Source organism: Actinomadura litoris (assembly GCF_009733595.1).
Classification (GTDB): domain Bacteria; phylum Actinomycetota; class Actinomycetes; order Streptosporangiales; family Streptosporangiaceae; genus Spirillospora; species Spirillospora litoris.
Map to the genome: position 1 here is coordinate 432521 of NZ_WOFH01000007.1, position 19882 is coordinate 452402.

The following is a 19882-nucleotide window of genomic DNA, read 5'->3' on the forward strand; positions in this document are numbered from 1 at the left end:
AGGCGAGTGTGGTCAGGCGAACGCGGTCAGGCCAGCGTGGTCAGCCAGTTGCGCAGGAGCGCGGCGCCCGCGTCGCCCGACTTCTCGGGATGGAACTGGGTCGCGCACAGCGGGCCGTTCTCCACGGCGGCGACGAACCGGTCGCCGTGCTCGGCCCAGGTGACCAGCGGGGGCTTCAGATGCCCGGTCGGGTCGGGCTCCAGCTCCCAGCGGCGCGCGGCGTAGGAGTGCACGAAGTAGAACCGGGTGCCGGGGTCGATCCCCGCGAACAGGTCCGACCCGGAGGGGGCGTCCACCGTGCTCCACCCCATGTGCGGGACGACCGGCGCCTCCAGCCGGTCGACCGTGCCGGGCCACTCGTCGCAGCCCTCGGTGGTGACGCCGTGCTCGATGCCCTTGGTGAACAGGATCTGCATGCCGACGCAGATGCCGAGGACGGGCCGTCCGCCCGCGAGGCGACGGCCGATGACCTGCTCCCCGCGCACCGCGCGCAGGCCCGCCATGCACGCGGCGAACGCGCCGACGCCGGGGACGACCAGCCCGTCGGCGCCGAGCGCGGTGTCCCAGTCGGAGGTCACGGTCACCTCGGCGCGGGACCCGGCGGCGCGGGCGAGCGCGCGCTCGGCCGAGCGCAGGTTCCCCGAGCCGTAGTCCAGGACGGCGACCCTCCTCACAGCCACAGCACTCCCCCGGCGACCGCGAGCCCGGCCAGCACCAGCACGACCAGCGCCGCGATCTTCAGCCCCTGCTTGACGAAGCTGTAGACGCCCGCGAGCAGGAACGCCGCGACCGCGAAGACCACGACGTTGCCGTAGGTGAACTCCACCCCGCCGACCTCCACGGCTACAGCGCCCCCTTGGTGGAGGGCACGCCGTGCACCTTCGGGTCGAACGCGACCGCGTCGCGCAGCGCACGGGCGAGGGCCTTGAACTGCGCCTCCACGATGTGGTGGGCGTTGCGGCCGTAGGGGACGTGGACGTGCAGCGCGATCCGGGCGTGCGAGACGAACGATTCGAGCACGTGCCGGGTCATCGTCGTGTCGTACTCGGGGCCGATCATCGGGGCCATGCCCGCGGGCTCGGAGTGCACGAGGTAGGGGCGGCCCGACACGTCCACGGTGACCTGCGCGAGCGCCTCGTCCAGCGGGATCGAGGCGTCGGCGAAGCGGTGGATGCCGGCCTTGTCGCCGAGCGCCTCGGCGAAGGCCTGGCCGAGCGCGATCGCGGTGTCCTCGATCGTGTGGTGGCTGTCGATGTGCAGGTCGCCGGTGGTCTTGACGGTCAGGTCGAACGACCCGTGCTTGCCGAGCTGGGCCAGCATGTGGTCGAAGAACCCCACGCCGGTCGCCACGTCGACCCGTCCGGTGCCGTCCAGGTCGATCTCGACGAGGACGCGGGTCTCGCTGGTCCCGCGTTCGACCCGTCCCTTGCGCGTCACGAACTCTCCTCCAGTGCTTGCGGATCAGTCAGGGCGGCGCTCAGCGCGGCGCGGAACGCGGCCATCTCCGCCGGGGTCCCGACGCTGACCCGCAGCCATTCCGGCGGGCCCACCTCGCGGATCAGGACGCCGCGCGCCAGCATGCCCTCCCAGACCGCGCGGCGGTCGGGGAACGTCCCGAACAGGACGAAGTTGGCGTCGGAGTCGGCCACCCGCAGCCCGAGCCCGCGCAGCCACGCGACGGTCCGGTCGCGCTCGCCGCGCAGGGCCTCGACGCCGCCGAGCAGCTCCTCGCCGTGCGCGAGCGCCGTGCGGGCGACCGCCTGGGTCACCGCCGACAGATGGTAGGGCAGCCGGACGAGCAGCAGCGCGTCGACCACCGCCGGATGGGCGGCGAGGTAGCCGAGCCGGGTCCCGGCCATCGCGAACGCCTTCGACATCGTCCGCGTGACGATCAGGCGCGGGTGGCGCTCCAGCAGCGTCAGCGCGGACGGGGTGCCGGCGCGGCGGAACTCCGCGTACGCCTCGTCCACCACGACCATGCCGGGCGCGGCGCGCAGCACGGCCTCGATCGCCTCCAGCGGCAGCGCGGTGCCGGTCGGGTTGTTGGGCGAGGTGAGGAACACGACGTCGGGCCGGTGCTCGCGGACGGCGGCGACCGCGCGGGCCGGGTCGAGGCCGAAGTCGGCGTCGCGGGAGGCGTCCACCCAGCGGGTCCCCGACACGCGGGTGATGATCGGGTGCATCGAGTACGACGGCTCGAAGCCGAGCGCGGTGCGCCCCGCGCCGCCGAACGCCTGGAGGATCTGCTGGATGATCTCGTTGGAGCCGTTCGCGGCCCACACCCGGCGGCCGGACAGGCCCGCGCCCGGCGTGTCGGCGTTCAGGAACGCCGCGAGGTCGTCGCGCAGCGCGGCCGCGTCGCGGTCGGGGTAGCGGTTGAGGGTCCCGGCGACGTCCATGACGGCCTCGCCGAGCGCCTTCACCAGCCGCTCGGACGGCGGGTAGGGGTTCTCGTTGGTGTTCAGCGCGCAGGGCACGTCGAGCTGCGGGGCGCCGTAGGGCTCCCGGCCGCGCAGGTCGTCGCGGATCGGCAGGTCGTCCAGCGAGGTCACGAGGGCACCTCCCAGCCGAACCGGGCCTTCAGCGCGGCGCCGTGGGCGGGCAGGTCCTCGGCCTCGGCGAGCGCGACGACGCGCCCGGTGGCCTCCGCGAGCGCGTCCCGGTCGTACTCGACGACGTGGACGCCGCGCAGGAACGACTGCACCGACAGCCCCGAGGAGTGGCAGGCGCAGCCGCCGGTCGGCAGGACGTGGTTGGACCCGGCGAGGTAGTCGCCGAGCGACACCGGCGCGTGCCGTCCGACGAAGATCGCCCCGGCGTTGCGGACGCGGGCGGCGACCTCCGCCGCGTCGGCGGTGTGGATCTCCAGGTGCTCGGCGGCGTAGGCGTCCACGACGGCCAGGCCGGCCTCGACCGAGTCGACCAGGACGATGCCGGACTGCCGCCCGGCGAGCGCCTCGGTGATCCGCCCGGTGTGCTTCGTGCGCGCGACCTGCGCCGCCAGCTCGGCCTCGACCTCGCCCGCGAGCCGCGGGGAGTCGGTGACCAGGACGGCGGCGGCGAGCACGTCGTGCTCGGCCTGGCTGATCAGGTCGGCGGCGACCTCCGCCGCGTCGGCGGTGCCGTCGGCGAGGATCGCGATCTCGGTCGGGCCCGCCTCGGCGTCGATGCCGATCACGCCCTTGAGCAGCCGCTTGGCGGCGGCGACGTAGACGTTGCCGGGCCCGGTGACGAGGTCGGCGCGGGCGCAGTCGGCGGTGCCGTAGGCGAACATCGCGACGGCCTGGGCGCCGCCGACGGCGTGCACCTCCTCGACCCCGAGGAGCGCGCAGGCCGCGAGGATCGCCGGGTGCGGCAGCCCCCCGAACTCCCTCTGCGCGGGCGAGGTGACCGCGAGCGACCCGACCCCGGCCTCCTGCGCGGGGACGACGTTCATGACCACGCTGGAGGGGTAGACCGCCCGCCCGCCCGGCACGTACAGCCCGACCCGCCCGACCGGGATCCACCGCTCGGTGACCGTGCCGCCCGGCACGACCTGCGTGGTGACCTCGCCGCGGCGCTGCGCCCGGTGCACGACGCGGGCGCGGCGGATGCTCTCCTCCAGCGCGTCCCGGACGGCCGGGTCGAGCCCGGCGAGGGCCGCGTGGATCTCCTCGACCGGGACGCGGCTGCTCTCCCGGTCCACCCCGTCGAACGCCCTGGTGTGCTCCCGGACCGCCGCCGCGCCGCGATGGCGCACGTCCGCGCAGATGGGCCGCACCTTGTCCAGGGCGGCCTCGACGTCGAGTTCGGCGCGGGGCAGCACGGAGCGCAGGTCGCCCGGAAGGGGACCGCGCAGGTCGATACGGGAAATCACCCGCCCAGTCTACGGAGTGCGCACGGGTCACCGTCGCATCGCCCGCACGGCGTCTCACGTGCCGAGACGCGCCCGGTGGTCAGATCCGCAGCGTCCCGTCCAGCACGGTGACGGCGGTGCCGGTGAGGACCACCCGGTCGCCGCGCAGTTCGGCCCGCACGTACCCGCCGCGCTCGGACGCCTGGTAGCCGGTCACGGCGGCGCGGCCGAGCCGGGCGGCCCAGAACGGGGCGAGCGCGCAGTGCGCCGACCCGGTCACCGGGTCCTCGCCGTCGCCGAGCAGCACCCGCGCGCCGAAGAACCGGGAGACGAAGTCGTACCCGCCTCCGGGCTCGGCCGCCGCGGCCGTGACGATCACGCCGCGCGCGTCGATCTCGCCGAGCGCGGCGGTGTCGGCGGCCAGCCCCCGCACCGACGCCTCGTCCGCGACCTCGACGAGCAGGTCGTTCTGGTCGTTGCGGCCGGTCCACAGCGGCGCGGCGCCGAGCGCGCCGGCCAGGCCCTCCGGCGGGTCCACCCGCGCGGCGGGGACGGCGGGGAAGTCCATCGACAGCGACCCGTCGGCGGCGCGGGTGACGGTGAGCACGCCGCTCTCGCGCGTCCGGAACCGGATCGGGGCGCCCGCGTCGACGGTGCCGGTGTCGTAGAGGGCGTGGGCGCTCGCGAGCGTGGCGTGCCCGCACAGCGCGACCTCGACGAGCGGCGTGAACCAGCGCAGCTCGAAGTCGGCGTCCGGGTCGGGCAGGGGGCGGACGTAGGCGGTCTCCGAGTGCTTCATCTCGGCGGCCACCCGCTGCATCCAGCCGGCGTCGGCGGCGTCCTGGAGCAGGCAGACCCCCGCGGGGTTGCCGGCGAACGGGCGGGCGGTGAAGGCGTCGACCACGAGCATGCGCATGATCGTGACGCTACGCGCCACCGCGCGTCCGGAAGGAGGGCCAATCGGCGAAAAGTGGCCCATCGCTTCAGATTGTGAGAATTCCACAATGGGGAGATCATCGGTCCCGGCGTACGCTGGCGCACGGGGCGCCGTGCCGGAGGCGTCCCGCGAGCGTGGGAGAACCCTGTGACCGAGCGGCTCGCCCTGTTCCCGCTGGGCACCGTCCTGTTCCCGGGGCTGGTGCTGCCGCTGCGCCTGTTCGAGGGACGCTACCGCCTGCTGATCGCCGACCTGCTGGAGCGGCCCGAGCCGCGCCGGTTCGGGGTCGTCGGGATCGAGCTCGGACACGAGGTCGGCGACGACGGCGCACGGCGGCTGGCCGAGGTCGGCTGCGTCGCCGAGGTGCGCGAGGCGACGCCCCGGCCGGACGGCCGGTACGACATCGTGACCACCGGGACCAGCCGGTTCCGGCTGAAGGGGCTGGACCGCTCCCGCCCCTACCTCCAGGGCGAGGTGGAGTTCCTGCCCGAGGAGCCGGGCGGCGACCCCGAGCCGTCCGCGCGCCGCGTCCGGCGGCTGTTCCGGCTGTACCGGGAGCGGCTGCGCTCGGTCGGCATCGCGCCCGGCGGCGACCCGGACGACCCCGACCTGCCGGACGACCCGGTCCGGCTGTCCTACGTCGTCGCGGCCTCGCTCGTCCTGGACGGCCACGAGAAGCAGCGGCTGCTGGAGGCCGAGGACGCCGCGCTCCGGCTCGCCGCCGAACGCGACCTGCTCGCCCGCGAGAACCGCATCCTGGACGCGCTGCCGACGATCCCGGCGGGCCAGTTCCTGGACGGCTCGTTCCACCCCAACTGAAGGGGGCGGGCAGACTGTCCCCCATGAGCGCTGCCAAGGCCAAGGGGGCCAAGGGGACACCGGCCACCCTCGCCGCCGCCGAGGCCGGGATCGAGTTCACGCTGCACGCCTTCGAGGCCGACCCGGACGCCGAGTCCTACGGGCGGGCCGCCGCCGACGCCCTCGGCCTGCCCCCCGAGCACGTCTTCAAGACCCTGCTCACCGAGGTGGACGGGCGGCTCACCGTCGGCGTCGTGCCGGTCTCGGCCAGCCTGGACCTGAAGGCGCTCGCCGCCGCCGCGGGCGGGAAGAAGGCGCGGATGGCCGACCCGGCCGACGCCGAGCGCGCCACCGGGTACGTCGTCGGCGGGATCAGCCCGCTCGGGCAGCGCCGGAGGCTGCCGACCGTGCTGGACGCGTCGGCCTCAGCGCTCGGGACCCTCTACGTCTCCGCCGGACGGCGCGGCCTGGAGATCGAACTCTCCCCCGCCGACCTCGTCCGCCTCACCGGGGCCGTGCTCGCCGCCATCGCCCGAGGGTAGCCGCCGGAACACCAGCTCCAGCAGCCCGTACGCGGCGACCGCGAGCACCGGCCAGAACACCAGCACGCCCTTGGCGCGCAGGTCGGCGACCCCCTCGACGACGGTGCCGTCGCGGCCGTGCCGCACCGCGTCGCGGTAGCCGTCCAGCCCGACCATGTGGCCGGTCCGCCACGCGAGCACCGCCGCCGCCGCACCGCCCGCGACCAGCCCGAGCAGCAGCGCGACATCGTCGAAACGGCGGCCCACCGCGTAGGCGGCGGCGCCGCAGCAGAGCCCGGCGACCAGCGCGATCAGCGCGAACCGCACGTCGACGCCGATCGGGCCCTGGCCCTCGGGATCGGCGAGCAGCGGCTCGCCCTGCACGATCACATACCGCACCGTCGGGGCGGTCTTCGCCCACAGCAGCCCGAGGGGCGGCCCGAGCAGCGCCACGAGAGCGGTGGTGGCGACCCAGGTCGCCAAGAGCCTCCCGGCCGGTCGCCGCACCTCGTACGCTCCTTGGTGGAAGTGTCGTCTGACAGCGAAAGCCTAGCCTGCCCGCGTCGGCCGGATCGACCGTCACAAGGTGCCCGATTCCCGCCCACAGCCGCCTCGATCACTGGGATAATGTGCCCGACATGTCCGGATTCAGTCCCGCGTTCGAACGCCTCGGCGCCGCCCTGGCGGCCGTCGTCCTGCAACGGCAGGAGACGCTCGCCGAGTTCCTCCCGCGCGAGGACTGGAGCGCCGACCTGACCGCCCGCACCTACGCCAGCGGCGGCGTCACCGTCCGCGTCTCGCTGCTCGGCAGCTACGCCGCGCGCGAGCGCACCTGGCTGTGGGGCTGGGCCAACCCCCAGTTCGGCCCCGACCACCCCGCCGTCGCCCCGACACTGATCATCCGCACCCTCGGCGAACGGCTCGGCGTCACCGAGTTCACCACCCCCGAGGTCGACCTGTCCTGGTACGAGGGCCCCGCCGGGCACGGCGGCGAACTCGTCGCGATGGCCGCCGGCGGCGTGCTCGGCGGCGCCGGATACATCGGCGCCGGATACGACGGCGGCTCCGCCTACCTCCACGTCGACGACCCCCAGGCGCCGCCCGCCGGATGGGACCCGGTTCCCGTCCCCCGCCTGCTGTCGAACGCCACGAGCCTGTTCCCGCACGAGCCCCGCCTCACGCTGGCGGGGCTCCTGTCCCACCACCGCGTCCCCTACCGCCAGACCGACGCCCTCACCGAACTCCGCCCCCCGGGCGGCCCCACCACCCGGGCCCACTTCGACAACCTCGGCCGCTTCATCCACTGGGAAAGCGTCGAACCCGTCCCGGTGCCTTCGGCGTCAGGCGCTTAGAGTGGTGTGGTGAGCCCGGCCCGCGGCGACCTCCACGTTGCGATCGCGTCCGAAGGCAGATTCGAGCGAAGCGAGAATCTGATCGCGAGGCGAGCCGTCAAGGCGAGTTCGGAGCGCGCCCAGCGCCCGACGCCGAGGGCACCGCGATGAACACCGGTCAGCCCAGGCAGGAGGGGCCCAGGAGTTGCTTCAGGTCGCCCATCAGGGCGGGGGACGGCGCCACGCGTAGGCGGTCGTCCAGGCGGACCACCGTGGTGCGCGGGCCGTTCTGCAGGTGCAGGTGGACCTCGGCCGTGCCCGGGTGGGTGATCAGCACCTCCTTGAGGCGCGTGACGGTCGGGGGGGTGCAGCGGCCCAGCGGGAGCGTGACCGACAGCGGGCCGGTCGCGTCGGTGATCGTCAGGTCGGGCTGGACGACCTCCATCGCGATGATCTTCGCGACGTCCTCTCGGCGGTCCAGCCGGCCCTTGACGACGAGGATCGCGTCCTCGGCGAGGAGGGTCGAGCACAGCTGGTAGGACGAGGGGAAGCACATCACCTCGATGGAGCCGCCCAGGTCCTCCAGCTGGAACATGGCCCAGGAGTTGCCCTGCTTGGTGACCTTGCGCTGGAGGCCCGACACCAGCCCGGCGACGATCACGACCTGGCCGTCGGGGCGCTCGCCCCCGTTCAGGACGGCGATCGTGCAGTCGGCCTCGCGCTCCAGGATGTGCTCGACACCGAGGAGCGGGTGGTCGGAGACGTACAGGCCGAGCATCTCCCGCTCGAAGGCGAGCAGGGTGGTCTTGTCCCACTCCTCGCTGTCGGGGATCGCGACGGCGAAGGCGTCCTCGGCGTCGTCGTCCTCCAGCGCCCCGAACAGGGAGTCCTGCCCGATGGCCTCCTTGCGCTTGATGTCGATGACCGAGTCGATCGCCTGCTCGTGCACCATCAGCAGCGCCTTGCGGCGGTGGCCGAGCTCGTCGAAGGCGCCCGCCTTGATCAGCGACTCCACGACCCGCTTGTTGCAGACGATCGGCGGGACCTTGCTGAGGAAGTCGTTGAAGTCGGCGTAGGCGCCCTTCTCGCGGCGGGCCGCGACGATGCCGTCCACGACGTTCGTGCCGACGTTGCGGACGGCCGACAGCCCGAACCGGATCTCGGTGTCGCCGAGCGGGGTGAAGTCGGCCTCGGAGGTGTTGACGTCGGGCGGCAGGACCTTCAGGCCCATCCGGCGGCACTCCGACAGGTAGAGGGCGCTCTTGTCCTTGTCGTCGCCGACCGAGGTGAGCAGGCCCGCCATGTACTCGGCCGGGTAGTTGGCCTTCAGGTAGGCCGTCCAGTAGGAGACCAGCCCGTAGGCGGCGGAGTGCGCCTTGTTGAAGGCGTAGTCGGAGAACGGGACGAGGATGTCCCACAGCGTCTTCACGGCCTCCTTGGAGAAGCCGTTGTCGATCATGCCCTGCTCGAACCCGACGAACTGCGCGTCCAGCTCGGCCTTCTTCTTCTTGCCCATGACCCGGCGGAGAAGGTCCGCCTTGCCGAGCGTGTAGCCCGCCACCTTCTGCGCGATCGCCATGACCTGCTCCTGGTAGACGATCAGGCCGTAGGTCGTGTCGAGGATCTCGCGGAGCGGCTCCTCCAGCTCGGGGTGGATCGGCGTGATGTCCTGCTGGCCGTTCTTGCGGAGCGCGTAGTTGGTGTGGGAGTTGGCGCCCATCGGGCCCGGCCGGTACAGGGCGCCGACGGCGGAGATGTCCTCGAAGTTGTCGGGCTTCATCAGCCGCAGCAGCGAGCGCATCGGGCCGCCGTCGAACTGGAACACCCCGAGGGTGTCGCCGCGGGCGAGCAGGTCGTAGGTCGGCTGGTCGTCCAGCGGCAGCGAGAGCAGGTCGACGTCCACGCCCTTGTTCTTCTTGATGCCCTTCAGCGCGTCGTCGATGATCGTCAGGTTGCGCAGGCCGAGGAAGTCCATCTTCAGCAGGCCGAGCGTCTCGCAGGTCGGGTAGTCGAACTGCGTGATGATCGCGCCGTCGGCGTCCCGGCGCATGATCGGGACGTGGTCGGTGATCGTCTCACCGGACATGATGATCCCGGCGGCGTGCACGCCGGTCTGCCGGATCAGCCCCTCCAGACCCTGCGCCAGGTCCATGATCTGCTTGACGTCGGTCTCTTCCTCGTACAGCTTGCGCAGTTCGCCGGCCTCGCCGTGGCGCGGGTGCTTGTCGTCGAAGATGCCCGACAGCGGGATGTCCTTGCCCATGACGGCGGGCGGGAACGCCTTGGAGATCCGGTCGCCGAGCGCGTAGGGGAAGCCGAGGACGCGGCCCGCGTCCTTGATGGCGGCCTTCGCCTTGATGGTGCCGAACGTGGCGATGAAGGAGACCTTGTCCGCGCCCCACTTCTCGGTGGTGTAGCGGATGACCTCGGCCCGCCGGTCTTCAGGGAAGTCGATGTCGATGTCGGGCATGGACGCGCGCTCGGGGTTCAGGAACCGCTCGAAGATCAGCCCGTGCGGGATCGGGTCGAGGTCGGTGATGCCCATCGCGTAGGCGATCAGCGAGCCCGCCGCGCTGCCGCGCCCCGGGCCGACCAGGATGCCGTTCTCCTTCGCCCACATGATGAAGTCGGCGACGACGAGGAAGTAGGACGGGTAGCCCTTGCCGAGGATGACGTCCATCTCGTACTCGGCCTGTTTCCGGTACCCGTCGGGCAGGCCGTCGGGGAAGCGGCGCTCCAGGCCCTTCCAGACCTCCTTGCGGAACCAGCTCTCCTCCGTCTCGCCCTCGGGGACGGGGAAGCGCGGGCTGAGGTCGCGGTACTCGAACATGCCCGCCGGGTCGACCCGCTCGGCGATCAGGAGGGTGTTGCGGCACCCCTCCTGCCAGATGTCGGAGGTGTCGATCGCCCGCATCTCGTCGGCCGTCTTGATGTAGTAGCCGCTGCCGTCGAACCGGAACCGGTCGGGGTCGGCGAGCTGCTTGCCCACCTGCACGCACAGCAGCGCGTCGTGCGCGGTCGACTCCGACTCGTGGGTGTAGTGCGAGTCGTTGGTCACCACCGGCTTGATGTTCAGCTTCCTGCCGATGTCGATCAGGCCCTGCCGGACGCGGCGCTCGATGTCGAGGCCGTGGTCCATCAGCTCAAGGAAGTAGTTGTCCTTGCCGAGGATCTCCTGGAACGTCGCGGCGGCCTTCAGCGCCTCGTCGAACTGGCCGAGCCGCAGCCGCGTCTGGACCTTCCCCGACGGGCAGCCGGTCGTGGCCATCAACCCGTCCGCGTGCTCGGCGAGCAGCTCCTCGTCCATGCGCGCGTACTTGAAGACGAAGCCCTCGGTGTAGGCGCGGCTGGAGAGCTTGAACAGGTTGTGCAGGCCCGTCCGGTTGCGCGCCCACAGCGTCTTGTGGTTGATCAGACCGCCGCCGGAGACGTCGTCGCGCTTCTGGCTCGGCTCGCCCCAGTGGATCTTCTTCTTGTGGTAGCGGGACTCCGGCGCCATGTACGCCTCGATCCCGATGATCGGCGTCACCCCGGCGGCCGTCGCCTGCCTGTGGAAGTCGTAGGCGCCGTGCATGTTGCCGTGGTCGGTCATGGCGATCGCCGGCATCTCCTGCCGCCCGACCTCCTCGAACATCTGCTTCAACCGGGCGGCTCCGTCGAGCATGGAGTACTCCGTGTGAACATGCAGATGAACGAACGAGTCCGCCATGCCTGATGCGCCTCCTGCTCGTCGACATGCGACCGCGCACGTACGGATCCGCACGTGTTGGTCGCCATCGGTCCCGGGGGAAGATCGCCGCTCCGGGGCTGGGCCCGGAACGACGCGGTCCTGAGAGCCTAACCCCCATCCCGCGCCGCCGGGGACCCGACGCGCCGTCGTCCCTTACGTCCCGTCCGTCCCACTACGCTCGGTGGGCGCGCGTCCGCGCGGCGCTCTGGTAGGCGCCGGGCGGGACCCCGACCGTCCGCTTGAAGTGGCGGGTCAGGTGGGCCTGGTCGGCGAAGCCCGTGCGGGACGCCACGTCCGCCGGGCGAAGGCCCTCGTCGAGCAGCGTCCGCGCCGCCCGCACCCGCACCTGGTTCAGGTAGGCGTGCGGCGGCAGCCCCACCCGCTCCCGGAACGCCCTCAGCAGCGGGAACGGGCGCGTCCCCACCAGTTCGGCCAGCTCGTCCAGGGACGGCGGGTCGAGGAGGCTGGCCTCCAGGATGTCCCGCGCGTCGCGGACGGCCGGGGGCAGCGCGGCCGGGCCGGCGTCCCCGCGCACCTGCTTCGCGTGCCGGGTCAGCAGCCCCGCCAGCGCGACCCGCAGCAGGGACGAGGCGGCCAGCGCGTCGCCTCTCTCGCCGGCCCGGTGGAACGCGCGCAGCCGTCCCGCCGCGGCCGGGTCGTCCAGCACGGCCGGGAACGCGATCGTGCCGCGCGGCGCGCCCAACTCCCGGGCGATCCCGCTCACCAGCTCCACCGGCGGGTAGATCACCCGGTACGCCCAGCCCTCGGGCACGCCCGCCTGCCCGGTGTGGACGACGCCCGGATTGACCACCGCGAGCGAGCCGGGCCCGGCCCGCTCCAGGCCGCCCGGCAGGTCGAACTCCTCGACACCCGACTCGATCAGCGCGATCGTGTGGCCGGGGTGCGCGTGCCGGGTGAACCGGTGCGTCACGTAGCGCGCCCGCAGCAGATCGACCTCCGGCAGCGCCGGATGCCGGAAGTAGCGGGCGACCTCTCCCCCCGGGCCGCCCTTCGCGTCCGATCCCCCCATGTCCGACATGGTAGCCACGGCCGTCTCACGGGACGAGACGACAGGTCCCGGGAACTGGCGTTCACCCGGCCGCCCGCCCTACCATCGGGGCCATGGACCGCCGCCACTTCGCGTTTACGCAGCCGGCTCCGGGCGAGCCGGTCGGCGAGCCGACCTGAGCGACGACCCCGGAGCCGGCCAAGGCAGAGACCCCCACGGGCTCTGCCTTTTCCGTTGGACGCGTCCCGTCGGACGCACACGCCTCGTGAGCCCGCGCCCCGCGCGCGGGCACGACCATGGACGAGCGCGGCTCCGGTAACGGCTCCCTTCGCGACCGGCCGCCGCCGCAGGAGGGAACACGCATGCAGGACCAGGTGATCGGAGAGGGCGCGGCCCGCACCGCGTCGGGGGAGCTGCGGGTGGCGCTGCCGCCGGTGGCGGAGATCGGCTCGCTCGCCGAGGCCCGCGCGGCGATCGACGGCCTCGACGCGGCGCTCGCCGTCCTGCTGGAGCGCCGCGCGGCCGTCGCGGCGGTCGTCCAGCGGCTGAAGCCCGTCGGCGGCTTCGCCGGGCGCAGCCCCGAGCGCGAGCGGCAGATCGTCGAGGCGATGGCCGAGCACGCCCCCGTCCTCGGCGCCGAGCGGCTGGCCCGGATCATGAACGCCGTCATCGAGGCCGGGCTGGAGGCCGCCGCGTCCCGCTGAGGGGCCGCCCGGCGCAAGAACGTTCAAGATATGGCGGCGGGACCGCCGTTAGCGTCGCCGCCATGACCTCGACAAGACCCCCCGGCTCCGCGGCCGTGCGGGAACCGGCGGTGGACGGGCGGCGCGCCGCCGTGCGGGACGGCCTCGGGGTGGGCGTCGCCGTCGGCGTGTCCGGGCTGGCGTTCGGCGCCGCCGCGATCACGGCGGGCCTGTCGGTGACGCAGACCGCCGTGCTGAGCCTGCTGGCGTTCACCGGCGCGTCGCAGTTCGCGCTCGTCGGCGTGATCGGCGGGGGCGGCGGGCTGGCCGCCGGGACGCTCGGCGCCGTCCTGCTCGGCGGCCGCAACGCCCTGTACGGGCTGCGGCTGGCGAGCGCGCTGGACGTGCGGGGCTGGCGCCGGCTGCTCACCGCGCAGGTCGTCATCGACGAGACGACGGCGGTCGCGACCGCGCAGCAGGGCCGGGCCGCGATGCGCGCCGGGTTCTACAGCGCCGCCGTGACCCTGTACGCGATGTGGAACCTGACCACGCTGCTGGGCGCGGTCGGCGCGGCCCGGCTCGGCGACCCCGAGACGCTCGGGCTGGACGTCATCGGGCCCGCCGTGTTCCTCGCGCTGCTCTGGCCGCGCCTCACCTCCGCCCGCGCGCCGGACGGCGCGCGCGGCCAGGTCGGGGTGGCCGCGGCCGCCATGGCGATCGCCGTCGCCGCGACGCCCGTGCTGCCGCCCGGGGTCCCGGTGATGCTGGCCGCCGTCACGGCGCTGCCCGCCCTCCTGTCGCGGAAGGCGGACCGGTGAACGTCTGGATCGCGGTCGTCGCCACCGGGCTCGGCTGCTACGCGCTGAAGCTCGGCGGGCTCGTCATCCCGCAGCGGGTGCTGGAGGACGCCCGGGTGCGGCGGTTCACCGACCTGGTCCCCGTCGCGCTGCTGAGCGCGCTCATCGCGGTGCAGGCGCTCGCGGACGGCAGGACGCTGGAGTTCGACGGCGCCCGCCTGGCGGGCCTGGGCGCGGCGGTGGCCGCGCTCCTGCTGCGGGCGCCGTTCCTGGTCGTGCTCGTGGTCGCGGCGGGGGTCGCCGCCGGGCTGCGCCTCCTGTGAGGAGGGTGGGCCGCGGTCAGGACTCGTCGGAGACGATGTCGAGCGCGCGGGCCAGGTCGGCCGGGTAGGGGCTGGTGAACTCCACCCACTCGCCGGTGCCCGGGTGCTCGAAGCCGAGCCTGGCGGCGTGCAGCCACTGGCGCGTCACGCCGAGCCGCGCCGCGAGGGCCGGGTCGGCGCCGTAGGCCATGTCGCCCACGCACGGGTGCCGGATCGCGGACATGTGCACGCGGATCTGGTGGGTGCGGCCCGTCTCCAGGTCGATGTCGAGCAGCGACGCCGCCCGGAACGCCTCCACGGTGTCGTAGTGGGTCACCGACGGCTTGCCGCCCGCCACCACCGCGAACCGCCCGTCGCCGGAGGGGTGCCGGTCGATCGGCGCGTCCACCGTCCCGCGGAACGGGTCGGGGTGCCCCTGGACGAGCGCCTGGTAGCGCTTGTCGATGCGGCGCTCCTTGAACGCCCGCTTCAGCCGCGAGTAGGCGACCTCGCTCTTGGCGACGACCATCGCGCCCGTGGTGTTGGCGTCGAGCCGGTGCACGATCCCCTGCCGCTCGGACGCGCCGCTGGTGGCGACCGTGTGCCCGGCGCCGAGCAGGCCCCCGAGGACGGTCGGGCCCGTCCAGCCGGTGGTGGGGTGCGCGGCCACCCCGACCGGCTTGTCGACCACGACGATGTCGTCGTCCTCGTACAGGACGCCCATGCCGGGGACCGGCTCGGCGACCGGCGCGGGCGGGGCGGGCGGCGGCGGCAGCGTCACCTCCAGCCACGCCCCGGCGTGCAGCCGCTCGGACTTGGTGGCCACCTCGGCGCCGTCCAGCAGGACGTCGCCGGCGGCGATGATGTCGGCGGCGCCGCCCCGGGACAGGCCGAACAGCCGGGCGAGGGCCGCGTCGATCCGCTCCCCCTCCAGCCCGTCGGGGACGTGGATGCCGCGCACCTCCCCCATCACGGCTTGTCCCCCGCGTCCTCGGTCTTCTCGGTCTTCTCGGCCTTCTCGGCGGGCGGTTCCGCGTCGCCGGCGGGAGGCTCGGCGGGCTCCTCCTTGCCGGTGAGGCGCGTCCCGTCGATCTGGAGGCCGCGGGCGGCGAGCACGACGGCGAGGATCCCGCCGCACACGATCGCCGAGTCGGCCAGGTTGAACACCGGGTAGTGCGGCAGCTGGATCCAGTCGACGACATGGCCCTTCAGCGGCGCCGGGGCGCGGAACAGCCGGTCGATGAGGTTGCCGATCGCGCCGCCGAGCAGCAGCCCGAGGCAGATCGCCCAGGGCAGGCTCCGCAGGTTGCGGGCCGTGCGCAGGATCGCCACGACGACGCCGGACGCGATCACGGTGAACACGATCGTGTAGCCGGTGCCGATCGAGAACGCGGCGCCGCTGTTGCGGGTCTCGCGCAGGGTCAGCAGCCCGCCGAGCAGCTCGATCGGCTCCTCGTTCTGGAGCGCGGCCACGACGATCGTCTTGGACAGGAGGTCGGCGGCGAGCGCGGCGAGCGCCACGGCGACCAGCACGCCGACACGGCGCGGCCGAGGAGATCCCGTGGATTCCCCGGCCCCGCCCTCTGGGTTCGTTGAGTCGCTCAGCGACGTTCCTCGCGTTGTTTGCATGTCACACACAGGGTCGCACGCGGGAAGACCTGGAGGCGCGCCTTGCCGATCGGCCTGGCGCACGACTCGCAGGTTCCGTACGTGCCCCCGTCCATCCGCTGGACGGCCCGCTCGATCTGGGTGAGCAGGTCCTGCGAATTGTAGGACAGCGCGAGCTCGTGCTCGCGCTCGTAGGTCTTGGCGCCCGCGTCGGCCTGGTCGTCGCCCGCGCCCTCGCTGGTGTCGCCCTCGGCGATCTGGCTCGCGGACGCGGCGATCTCGGCGCGCAGCGCGGCGATCTGCTTCTCCAACCCGGCGCGGACCTCGGCGAGCTCGGCGGCGGTCCAGTGCCCCTCGCCCTCGCGGACGGGCAGCTCGGCGGCCTTCGCGGCGGCCTCGCCGTTCGCCCTGCCGCCGGCCTTCCGGGCCTTCGGCGCCTTCCCGGCGGTCTTACCGGCCTGGCCGCTCTTGGCCGCGCCGCGGCGGCCGGCGGGCCCCGCCGGCGCCGATCTCGTGCCCCGGGTCTTCTTCCCGGAGGACCTCTCCCCGGAGGGCGTCTCGCCCTTCCCAGCGGCGGCCATCTCGGCCTCCCTCGCGCTGATCGCCTCGACAGGCAGTGCGGGCAGCATAAGTCCCCTTTCCCGGGCACGGCAAACGACCTGGCGTTTGTTACCGACCGCTTATGCCCGGGTGCCGATCGTCGAGAAACCCCGGAGATCGCAGAATCATCGGAAAGGAAGGGCGCGGCGGCCGCCGGGAGCGCGCCCCGGTGGTATCGGGAAGAGGAACCGCCCCCGGTACGTTAAAGTCGGTCTGAGCAGTGGTGTCGACAGGCCCTGATGGGGACGCCTGCCGCCGCACGCAGCCATGAGCGACCCGGGGACGGTGCGAGCCCGGGGGCGAGCCCGGCGGTTGATCACCCCGGAGCCGCCGGAGGAACCGCCCGAGCGCCGCGAGGCGGCGGGCCCAGTAGAACCGGCGGTCGGCACCGCAACGAAGTGGGCCGCGCCGTGCCGGCGTGGCCAAGGAGGGTGGTACCGCGGGGCGCGTCCGGACGATCCGGGCCGCGGCCTCGTCCCTCCGGTCAACGTCTCACGTCGATCCGGAGGTCCGCCCAAGTGAGCCGCCGTAGTTTCCGGCCGCTGCCCGCGCAGGTCGATCTGCCCGCCCTGGAGCGGGACCTGCTGCGCCGCTGGCGCGACAGCAAGGTTTTCGAGCGCTCGCTGGAGCGCACCGCGTCCGGCCCGCGCTGGATCTTCTACGAGGGGCCGCCCACCGCCAACGGCATGCCCGGCGTCCACCACGTCGAGGCCCGCGTGTTCAAGGACGTCTTCCCGCGCTTCAAGACCATGAAGGGCTACCACGTCCCCCGCAAGGCGGGCTGGGACTGCCACGGCCTGCCCGTCGAGGTGGCCGTGGAGAAGGAGCTCGGGCTCACCGGCAAGAAGGACATCGAGGAGTACGGCGTCGCGGAGTTCAACGACCGCTGCCGCGAGTCCGTGCTGCGGCACGTGGACGCCTTCGAGGAGATGTCCGAGCGGATGGGCTTCTGGGTCGACACCGACCAGGCGTACCGGACGATGGACCCCGAGTACGTCGAGGCCGTCTGGTGGTCCCTCAAGGTCATCTTCGACAAGGGGCTGCTGTTCCGCGACTTCCGGATCACGCCGTACTGCCCGCGCTGCGGCACCGGCCTGTCCGACCACGAGCTGGGCCAGCCCGGCGGGTACGAGACCGTCACCAGCCCGTCGGTGTACGTGCGGCTGCCGGTGACCGCCGGCCCGCTGGCCGAGCTGGGCGCCTCGCTGCTGGTCTGGACGACGACGCCGTGGACGCTGGTGGCCAACACCGCCGTCTCCGTCCGCGCCGACGTGACCTACGTCGCCGCCCGCCCGGCGGGGTCGGACGAGGTGCTGGTCGTGGCGGAGGCGCTGCTGGAGAAGGTCCTCGGCGCGGACGCCGAGCGCCTCGCCGCCTTCCAGGGCTCGGAGCTGGAGCGCACCCCCTACTCCCGGCCGTTCGACCTGGTCGAGATCCCGGACGCGCACTACGTCGTCCTCGGCGACCACGTCACGGTCGAGGACGGCACCGGGCTCGTCCACACCTCGCCCGCGTTCGGCGAGGACGACATGGCCGTCTGCAAGGCGTACGGCATGCCGGTCGTCAACCCCGTCGGCCCGGACGGGCGGTTCCCGCGCGAGCTGCCGCTGGTCGGCGGCAAGTTCTTCAAGGACGCCGACGAGCCGCTCACCGACGACCTGCGCGCGCGGGGGCTGCTGTTCCGCGGCGGCCATTTCGAGCACAGCTACCCGCACTGCTGGCGCTGCCACACGCCGCTGCTGTACTACGCGCTCCCCGCCTGGTACATCCGCACCACCGAGATCAAGGACCGGCTGCTGGAGGAGAACGAGAAGACGAACTGGTTCCCCGAGACGGTCAAGACCGGCCGGTACGGCGAGTGGCTGCGCAACAACGTCGACTGGTCGCTGTCGCGGAGCCGCTACTGGGGCACGCCCCTGCCGCTGTGGGTGTGCGGCGAGGACGAGGACCACATCACCTGCGTCGGCTCCCTGGAGGAGCTGGGCGAGCTCGCGGGCAGGGACCTGTCCGCGCTGGACCCGCACCGCCCCTACGTGGACGACGTCACCCTCCCCTGCTCCGCGTGCGGGGGCGAGGCCCGCCGCGTCCCCGACGTCATCGACGCCTGGTACGACTCCGGCTCGATGCCCTTCGCGCAGTGGGGCGCCCCCCACCGCAACAAGGAGGTCTTCGAGAGCTCCTACCCGGCCCAGTACATCTGCGAGGCCCAGGACCAGACCCGCGGCTGGTTCTACTCGCTCATGGCCGTCGGGACGCTCGTCTTCGACCGCTCGTCCTACGAGGACGTCCTGTGCCTCGGGCTGATCCTCGCCGAGGACGGCCGCAAGATGAGCAAGCACCTCGGCAACGTCCTGCGCCCCATCCCGCTGATGGACGAGCACGGCGCCGACGCGGTCCGCTGGTACATGCTGGCCAGCGGGCTCCCCTGGGCGTCCCGCCGGGTCGGGCACTCGGCCCTGGAGGAGATCGTCCGCAAGGTCCTCCTCACCTACTGGCACACCGCGTCGTTCTTCGTCCTGTACGCGAACGCGGCGCAGGCGCAGGGCCGCGCGTGGACGCCGGACCGCCTCGCGGAGGCGCCCGCCCCCGCCGACCGCCCGCTGCTGGACCGCTGGGCGCTGGCCGAGCTGCACCGCACGACCGCCGAGGTGGACGCGGCGCTGGAGCAGTACGACACCGCCCGCGCGGGACGCCGCCTGGCCGAGTTCGTCGACGACCTGTCCAACTGGTACGTCCGGCGCTCCCGCCGCCGCTTCTGGGAGGGCCCGGAGACGCCGGAGGGCGCGTCGGCGTTCGCCACGCTCTACGAGTGCCTGGAGACCCTCACCCGCCTCATGGCGCCGATGGTCCCGTTCGTGACCGACCACGTCTGGGACGTCATCCGCCCCGAGGACGCCCCCGAGTCGGTGCACCTCACCGACTGGCCGTCCGCGCGCGAGGACCTCCTCGACCCGGAGCTGAGCGCGCGGATGGCGCTGGTCAGGCGGCTGGTGGAGCTCGGCCGCTCCGCGCGCGCCGCGAGCAGCGTCCGGACCCGCCAGCCCCTCGGCCGCGCCCTCGTCGGCGCCCCGGGCTGGACCTCGCTGCCCGAGCAGCTCCGCGTCCAGATCGCCGAGGAGCTGAACGTGCTGGCCTTCGAGGAGCTGTCCTCGATCGGCGTCGACCTGGTGGAGTACGAGGTCAAGCCCAACTTCCGGGAGCTCGGCAAGCGGTACGGCAAGGACACGCCGAAGGTCGCGGCGGCCGTGAAGGCCGCGGAGCCCTCGGCCCTCGTGCACGCGCTGCGCGACGGCGGCGCCGCCGAGGTGCGGGTGGCCGACCTCGGCACCGTCCCGCTGGCACCCGGCGACGTCATCGTCACCGAGCGGCCGCGCAGCGGGTGGGCCGTGGAGAGCGCGGCGGGCGAGACCATCGCGCTCGACCTCACCGTCACGCCCGAGCTGCGCCGCGCGGGGCTGGCGCGGGAGGCCGTCCGCCTCGTCCAGGAGGCGCGCAAGGCCGCCGGGCTGGAGGTCACCGACCGCATCGAGCTGTGGTGGCAGGCCGCCGGCGACGACCTCGCCGAGGCGCTGCGCGCGCACACCGCCGAGGTCACCGCCGAGGTCCTCGCCACCAACGCCGGACGCGTCGCCCGGCGCGCCCACGTGACCGCGGCCCTCACCGAGGCGTTCGCGGGGTGGCGGCGCGACGAGCTGGCCACGGCGCTGCGCGCGGCGGGCGTGCCCGCCGGC

At 73.4% G+C, this 19882-nt stretch carries 19 protein-coding genes; 7 read left to right on the forward strand and 12 right to left on the reverse strand.

Translation table 11 applies throughout. From position 1 onward, the window contains the following. Positions 1-26: 26 nt before the first annotated feature. From hisH to GNZ18_RS22370, 6 genes are all read right to left on the reverse strand, one after another. Positions 27-674, reverse strand: a complete 648-nt coding sequence (gene hisH / locus GNZ18_RS22345) for an imidazole glycerol phosphate synthase subunit HisH (RefSeq protein ID WP_312874674.1) — start codon at positions 672-674, stop codon at positions 27-29. Next, positions 671-841, reverse strand: a complete 171-nt coding sequence (locus tag GNZ18_RS22350; protein WP_156218442.1) for a CG2302 family histidine operon protein — start codon at positions 839-841, stop codon at positions 671-673. Before GNZ18_RS22350 ends, hisH begins: the two co-directional genes overlap by 4 nt. Before the next feature lie 2 nt (positions 842-843). Next, a complete protein-coding gene (hisB, locus tag GNZ18_RS22355; protein WP_214617842.1) occupies positions 844-1437 on the reverse strand; it encodes an imidazoleglycerol-phosphate dehydratase HisB in 594 nt (197 codons plus the stop codon). Beyond that, positions 1434-2552 (reverse strand): histidinol-phosphate transaminase, encoded by a 1119-nt coding sequence (locus GNZ18_RS22360; RefSeq protein WP_312874670.1) that lies wholly within the window; start codon positions 2550-2552, stop codon positions 1434-1436. The genes hisB and GNZ18_RS22360 overlap by 4 nt, the downstream gene beginning before the upstream one ends. Continuing rightward, the gene (hisD, locus tag GNZ18_RS22365; protein WP_312874671.1) at positions 2549-3856 is read right to left on the reverse strand and encodes a histidinol dehydrogenase; all 1308 of its coding nucleotides are present in this window, start codon (positions 3854-3856) and stop codon (positions 2549-2551) included. Before hisD ends, GNZ18_RS22360 begins: the two co-directional genes overlap by 4 nt. Before the next feature lie 79 nt (positions 3857-3935). Beyond that, entirely contained in the window at positions 3936-4751 is an 816-nt protein-coding gene (locus GNZ18_RS22370; protein ID WP_156218443.1) for a PhzF family protein, read from the reverse strand. Positions 4752-4919: 168 nt separating this feature from the next. On the opposite strand from GNZ18_RS22370, the gene GNZ18_RS22375 reads away from it, so the two are divergent. Both GNZ18_RS22375 and ybaK read left to right on the forward strand, forming a co-directional pair. Then, positions 4920-5591 (forward strand): LON peptidase substrate-binding domain-containing protein, encoded by a 672-nt coding sequence (locus tag GNZ18_RS22375; protein ID WP_214617838.1) that lies wholly within the window; start codon positions 4920-4922, stop codon positions 5589-5591. Between the two features lie 23 nt (positions 5592-5614). After that, a complete protein-coding gene (gene ybaK, locus GNZ18_RS22380) occupies positions 5615-6112 on the forward strand; it encodes a Cys-tRNA(Pro) deacylase (RefSeq protein WP_156218444.1) in 498 nt (165 codons plus the stop codon). Here ybaK and GNZ18_RS22385 read toward each other — a convergent pair. Beyond that, a complete protein-coding gene (locus GNZ18_RS22385) occupies positions 5996-6598 on the reverse strand; it encodes a hypothetical protein (protein WP_308166048.1) in 603 nt (200 codons plus the stop codon). The two genes, ybaK and GNZ18_RS22385, sit on opposite strands and share 117 nt — an antisense overlap. Positions 6599-6729: 131 nt before the next feature. Between GNZ18_RS22385 and GNZ18_RS22390 the strand changes: the two genes are divergently transcribed. Further along, the gene (locus GNZ18_RS22390; protein WP_156218445.1) at positions 6730-7443 is read left to right on the forward strand and encodes a DUF6882 domain-containing protein; all 714 of its coding nucleotides are present in this window, start codon (positions 6730-6732) and stop codon (positions 7441-7443) included. A 157-nt stretch (positions 7444-7600) separates the two neighbouring features. On the opposite strand, the gene dnaE is transcribed toward GNZ18_RS22390, so the two are convergent. Then, positions 7601-11131, reverse strand: coding sequence for a DNA polymerase III subunit alpha (gene dnaE, locus GNZ18_RS22395; RefSeq protein WP_156218446.1), 3531 nt, complete (start codon positions 11129-11131; stop codon positions 7601-7603). A 193-nt stretch (positions 11132-11324) separates the two neighbouring features. Further along, a complete protein-coding gene (locus GNZ18_RS22400) occupies positions 11325-12182 on the reverse strand; it encodes an AraC family transcriptional regulator (protein WP_156218447.1) in 858 nt (285 codons plus the stop codon). A 341-nt stretch (positions 12183-12523) separates the two neighbouring features. On the opposite strand from GNZ18_RS22400, the gene GNZ18_RS22405 reads away from it, so the two are divergent. The 3 genes from GNZ18_RS22405 (at position 12524) to GNZ18_RS22415 (ending at position 13964) form a co-directional block, all read left to right on the forward strand. Beyond that, a complete protein-coding gene (locus GNZ18_RS22405; RefSeq protein ID WP_156218448.1) occupies positions 12524-12865 on the forward strand; it encodes a chorismate mutase in 342 nt (113 codons plus the stop codon). A 62-nt stretch (positions 12866-12927) separates the two neighbouring features. Next, positions 12928-13662, forward strand: a complete 735-nt coding sequence (locus GNZ18_RS22410) for an AzlC family ABC transporter permease (RefSeq protein ID WP_156218449.1) — start codon at positions 12928-12930, stop codon at positions 13660-13662. Then, complete coding sequence (locus tag GNZ18_RS22415) at positions 13659-13964, forward strand: branched-chain amino acid transport AzlD family protein (RefSeq protein ID WP_214617834.1); 306 nt, start codon at positions 13659-13661, stop codon at positions 13962-13964. The genes GNZ18_RS22410 and GNZ18_RS22415 overlap by 4 nt, the downstream gene beginning before the upstream one ends. 16 nt (positions 13965-13980) lie before the next feature. Here GNZ18_RS22415 and GNZ18_RS22420 read toward each other — a convergent pair whose 3' ends face one another. The 3 genes from GNZ18_RS22420 to GNZ18_RS42385 all read right to left on the reverse strand — a co-directional run bounded on the left by GNZ18_RS22420 (position 13981) and on the right by GNZ18_RS42385 (position 15925). Continuing rightward, positions 13981-14913, reverse strand: a complete 933-nt coding sequence (locus tag GNZ18_RS22420; protein ID WP_156218450.1) for an RluA family pseudouridine synthase — start codon at positions 14911-14913, stop codon at positions 13981-13983. Then, positions 14913-15476: a signal peptidase II gene (gene lspA / locus GNZ18_RS22425; RefSeq protein WP_308166047.1), complete on the reverse strand. Its 564-nt coding sequence runs from the start codon at positions 15474-15476 to the stop codon at positions 14913-14915. The genes GNZ18_RS22420 and lspA overlap by 1 nt, the downstream gene beginning before the upstream one ends. A 68-nt stretch (positions 15477-15544) precedes the next feature. Next, positions 15545-15925: a TraR/DksA family transcriptional regulator gene (locus GNZ18_RS42385; protein ID WP_246250205.1), complete on the reverse strand. Its 381-nt coding sequence runs from the start codon at positions 15923-15925 to the stop codon at positions 15545-15547. Positions 15926-16669: 744 nt separating this feature from the next. Here GNZ18_RS42385 and ileS point away from each other — a divergent pair. Beyond that, positions 16670-19882: isoleucine--tRNA ligase (gene ileS, locus GNZ18_RS22435; RefSeq protein WP_312874672.1), on the forward strand; the 3213-nt coding region annotated here is incomplete at its 3' end.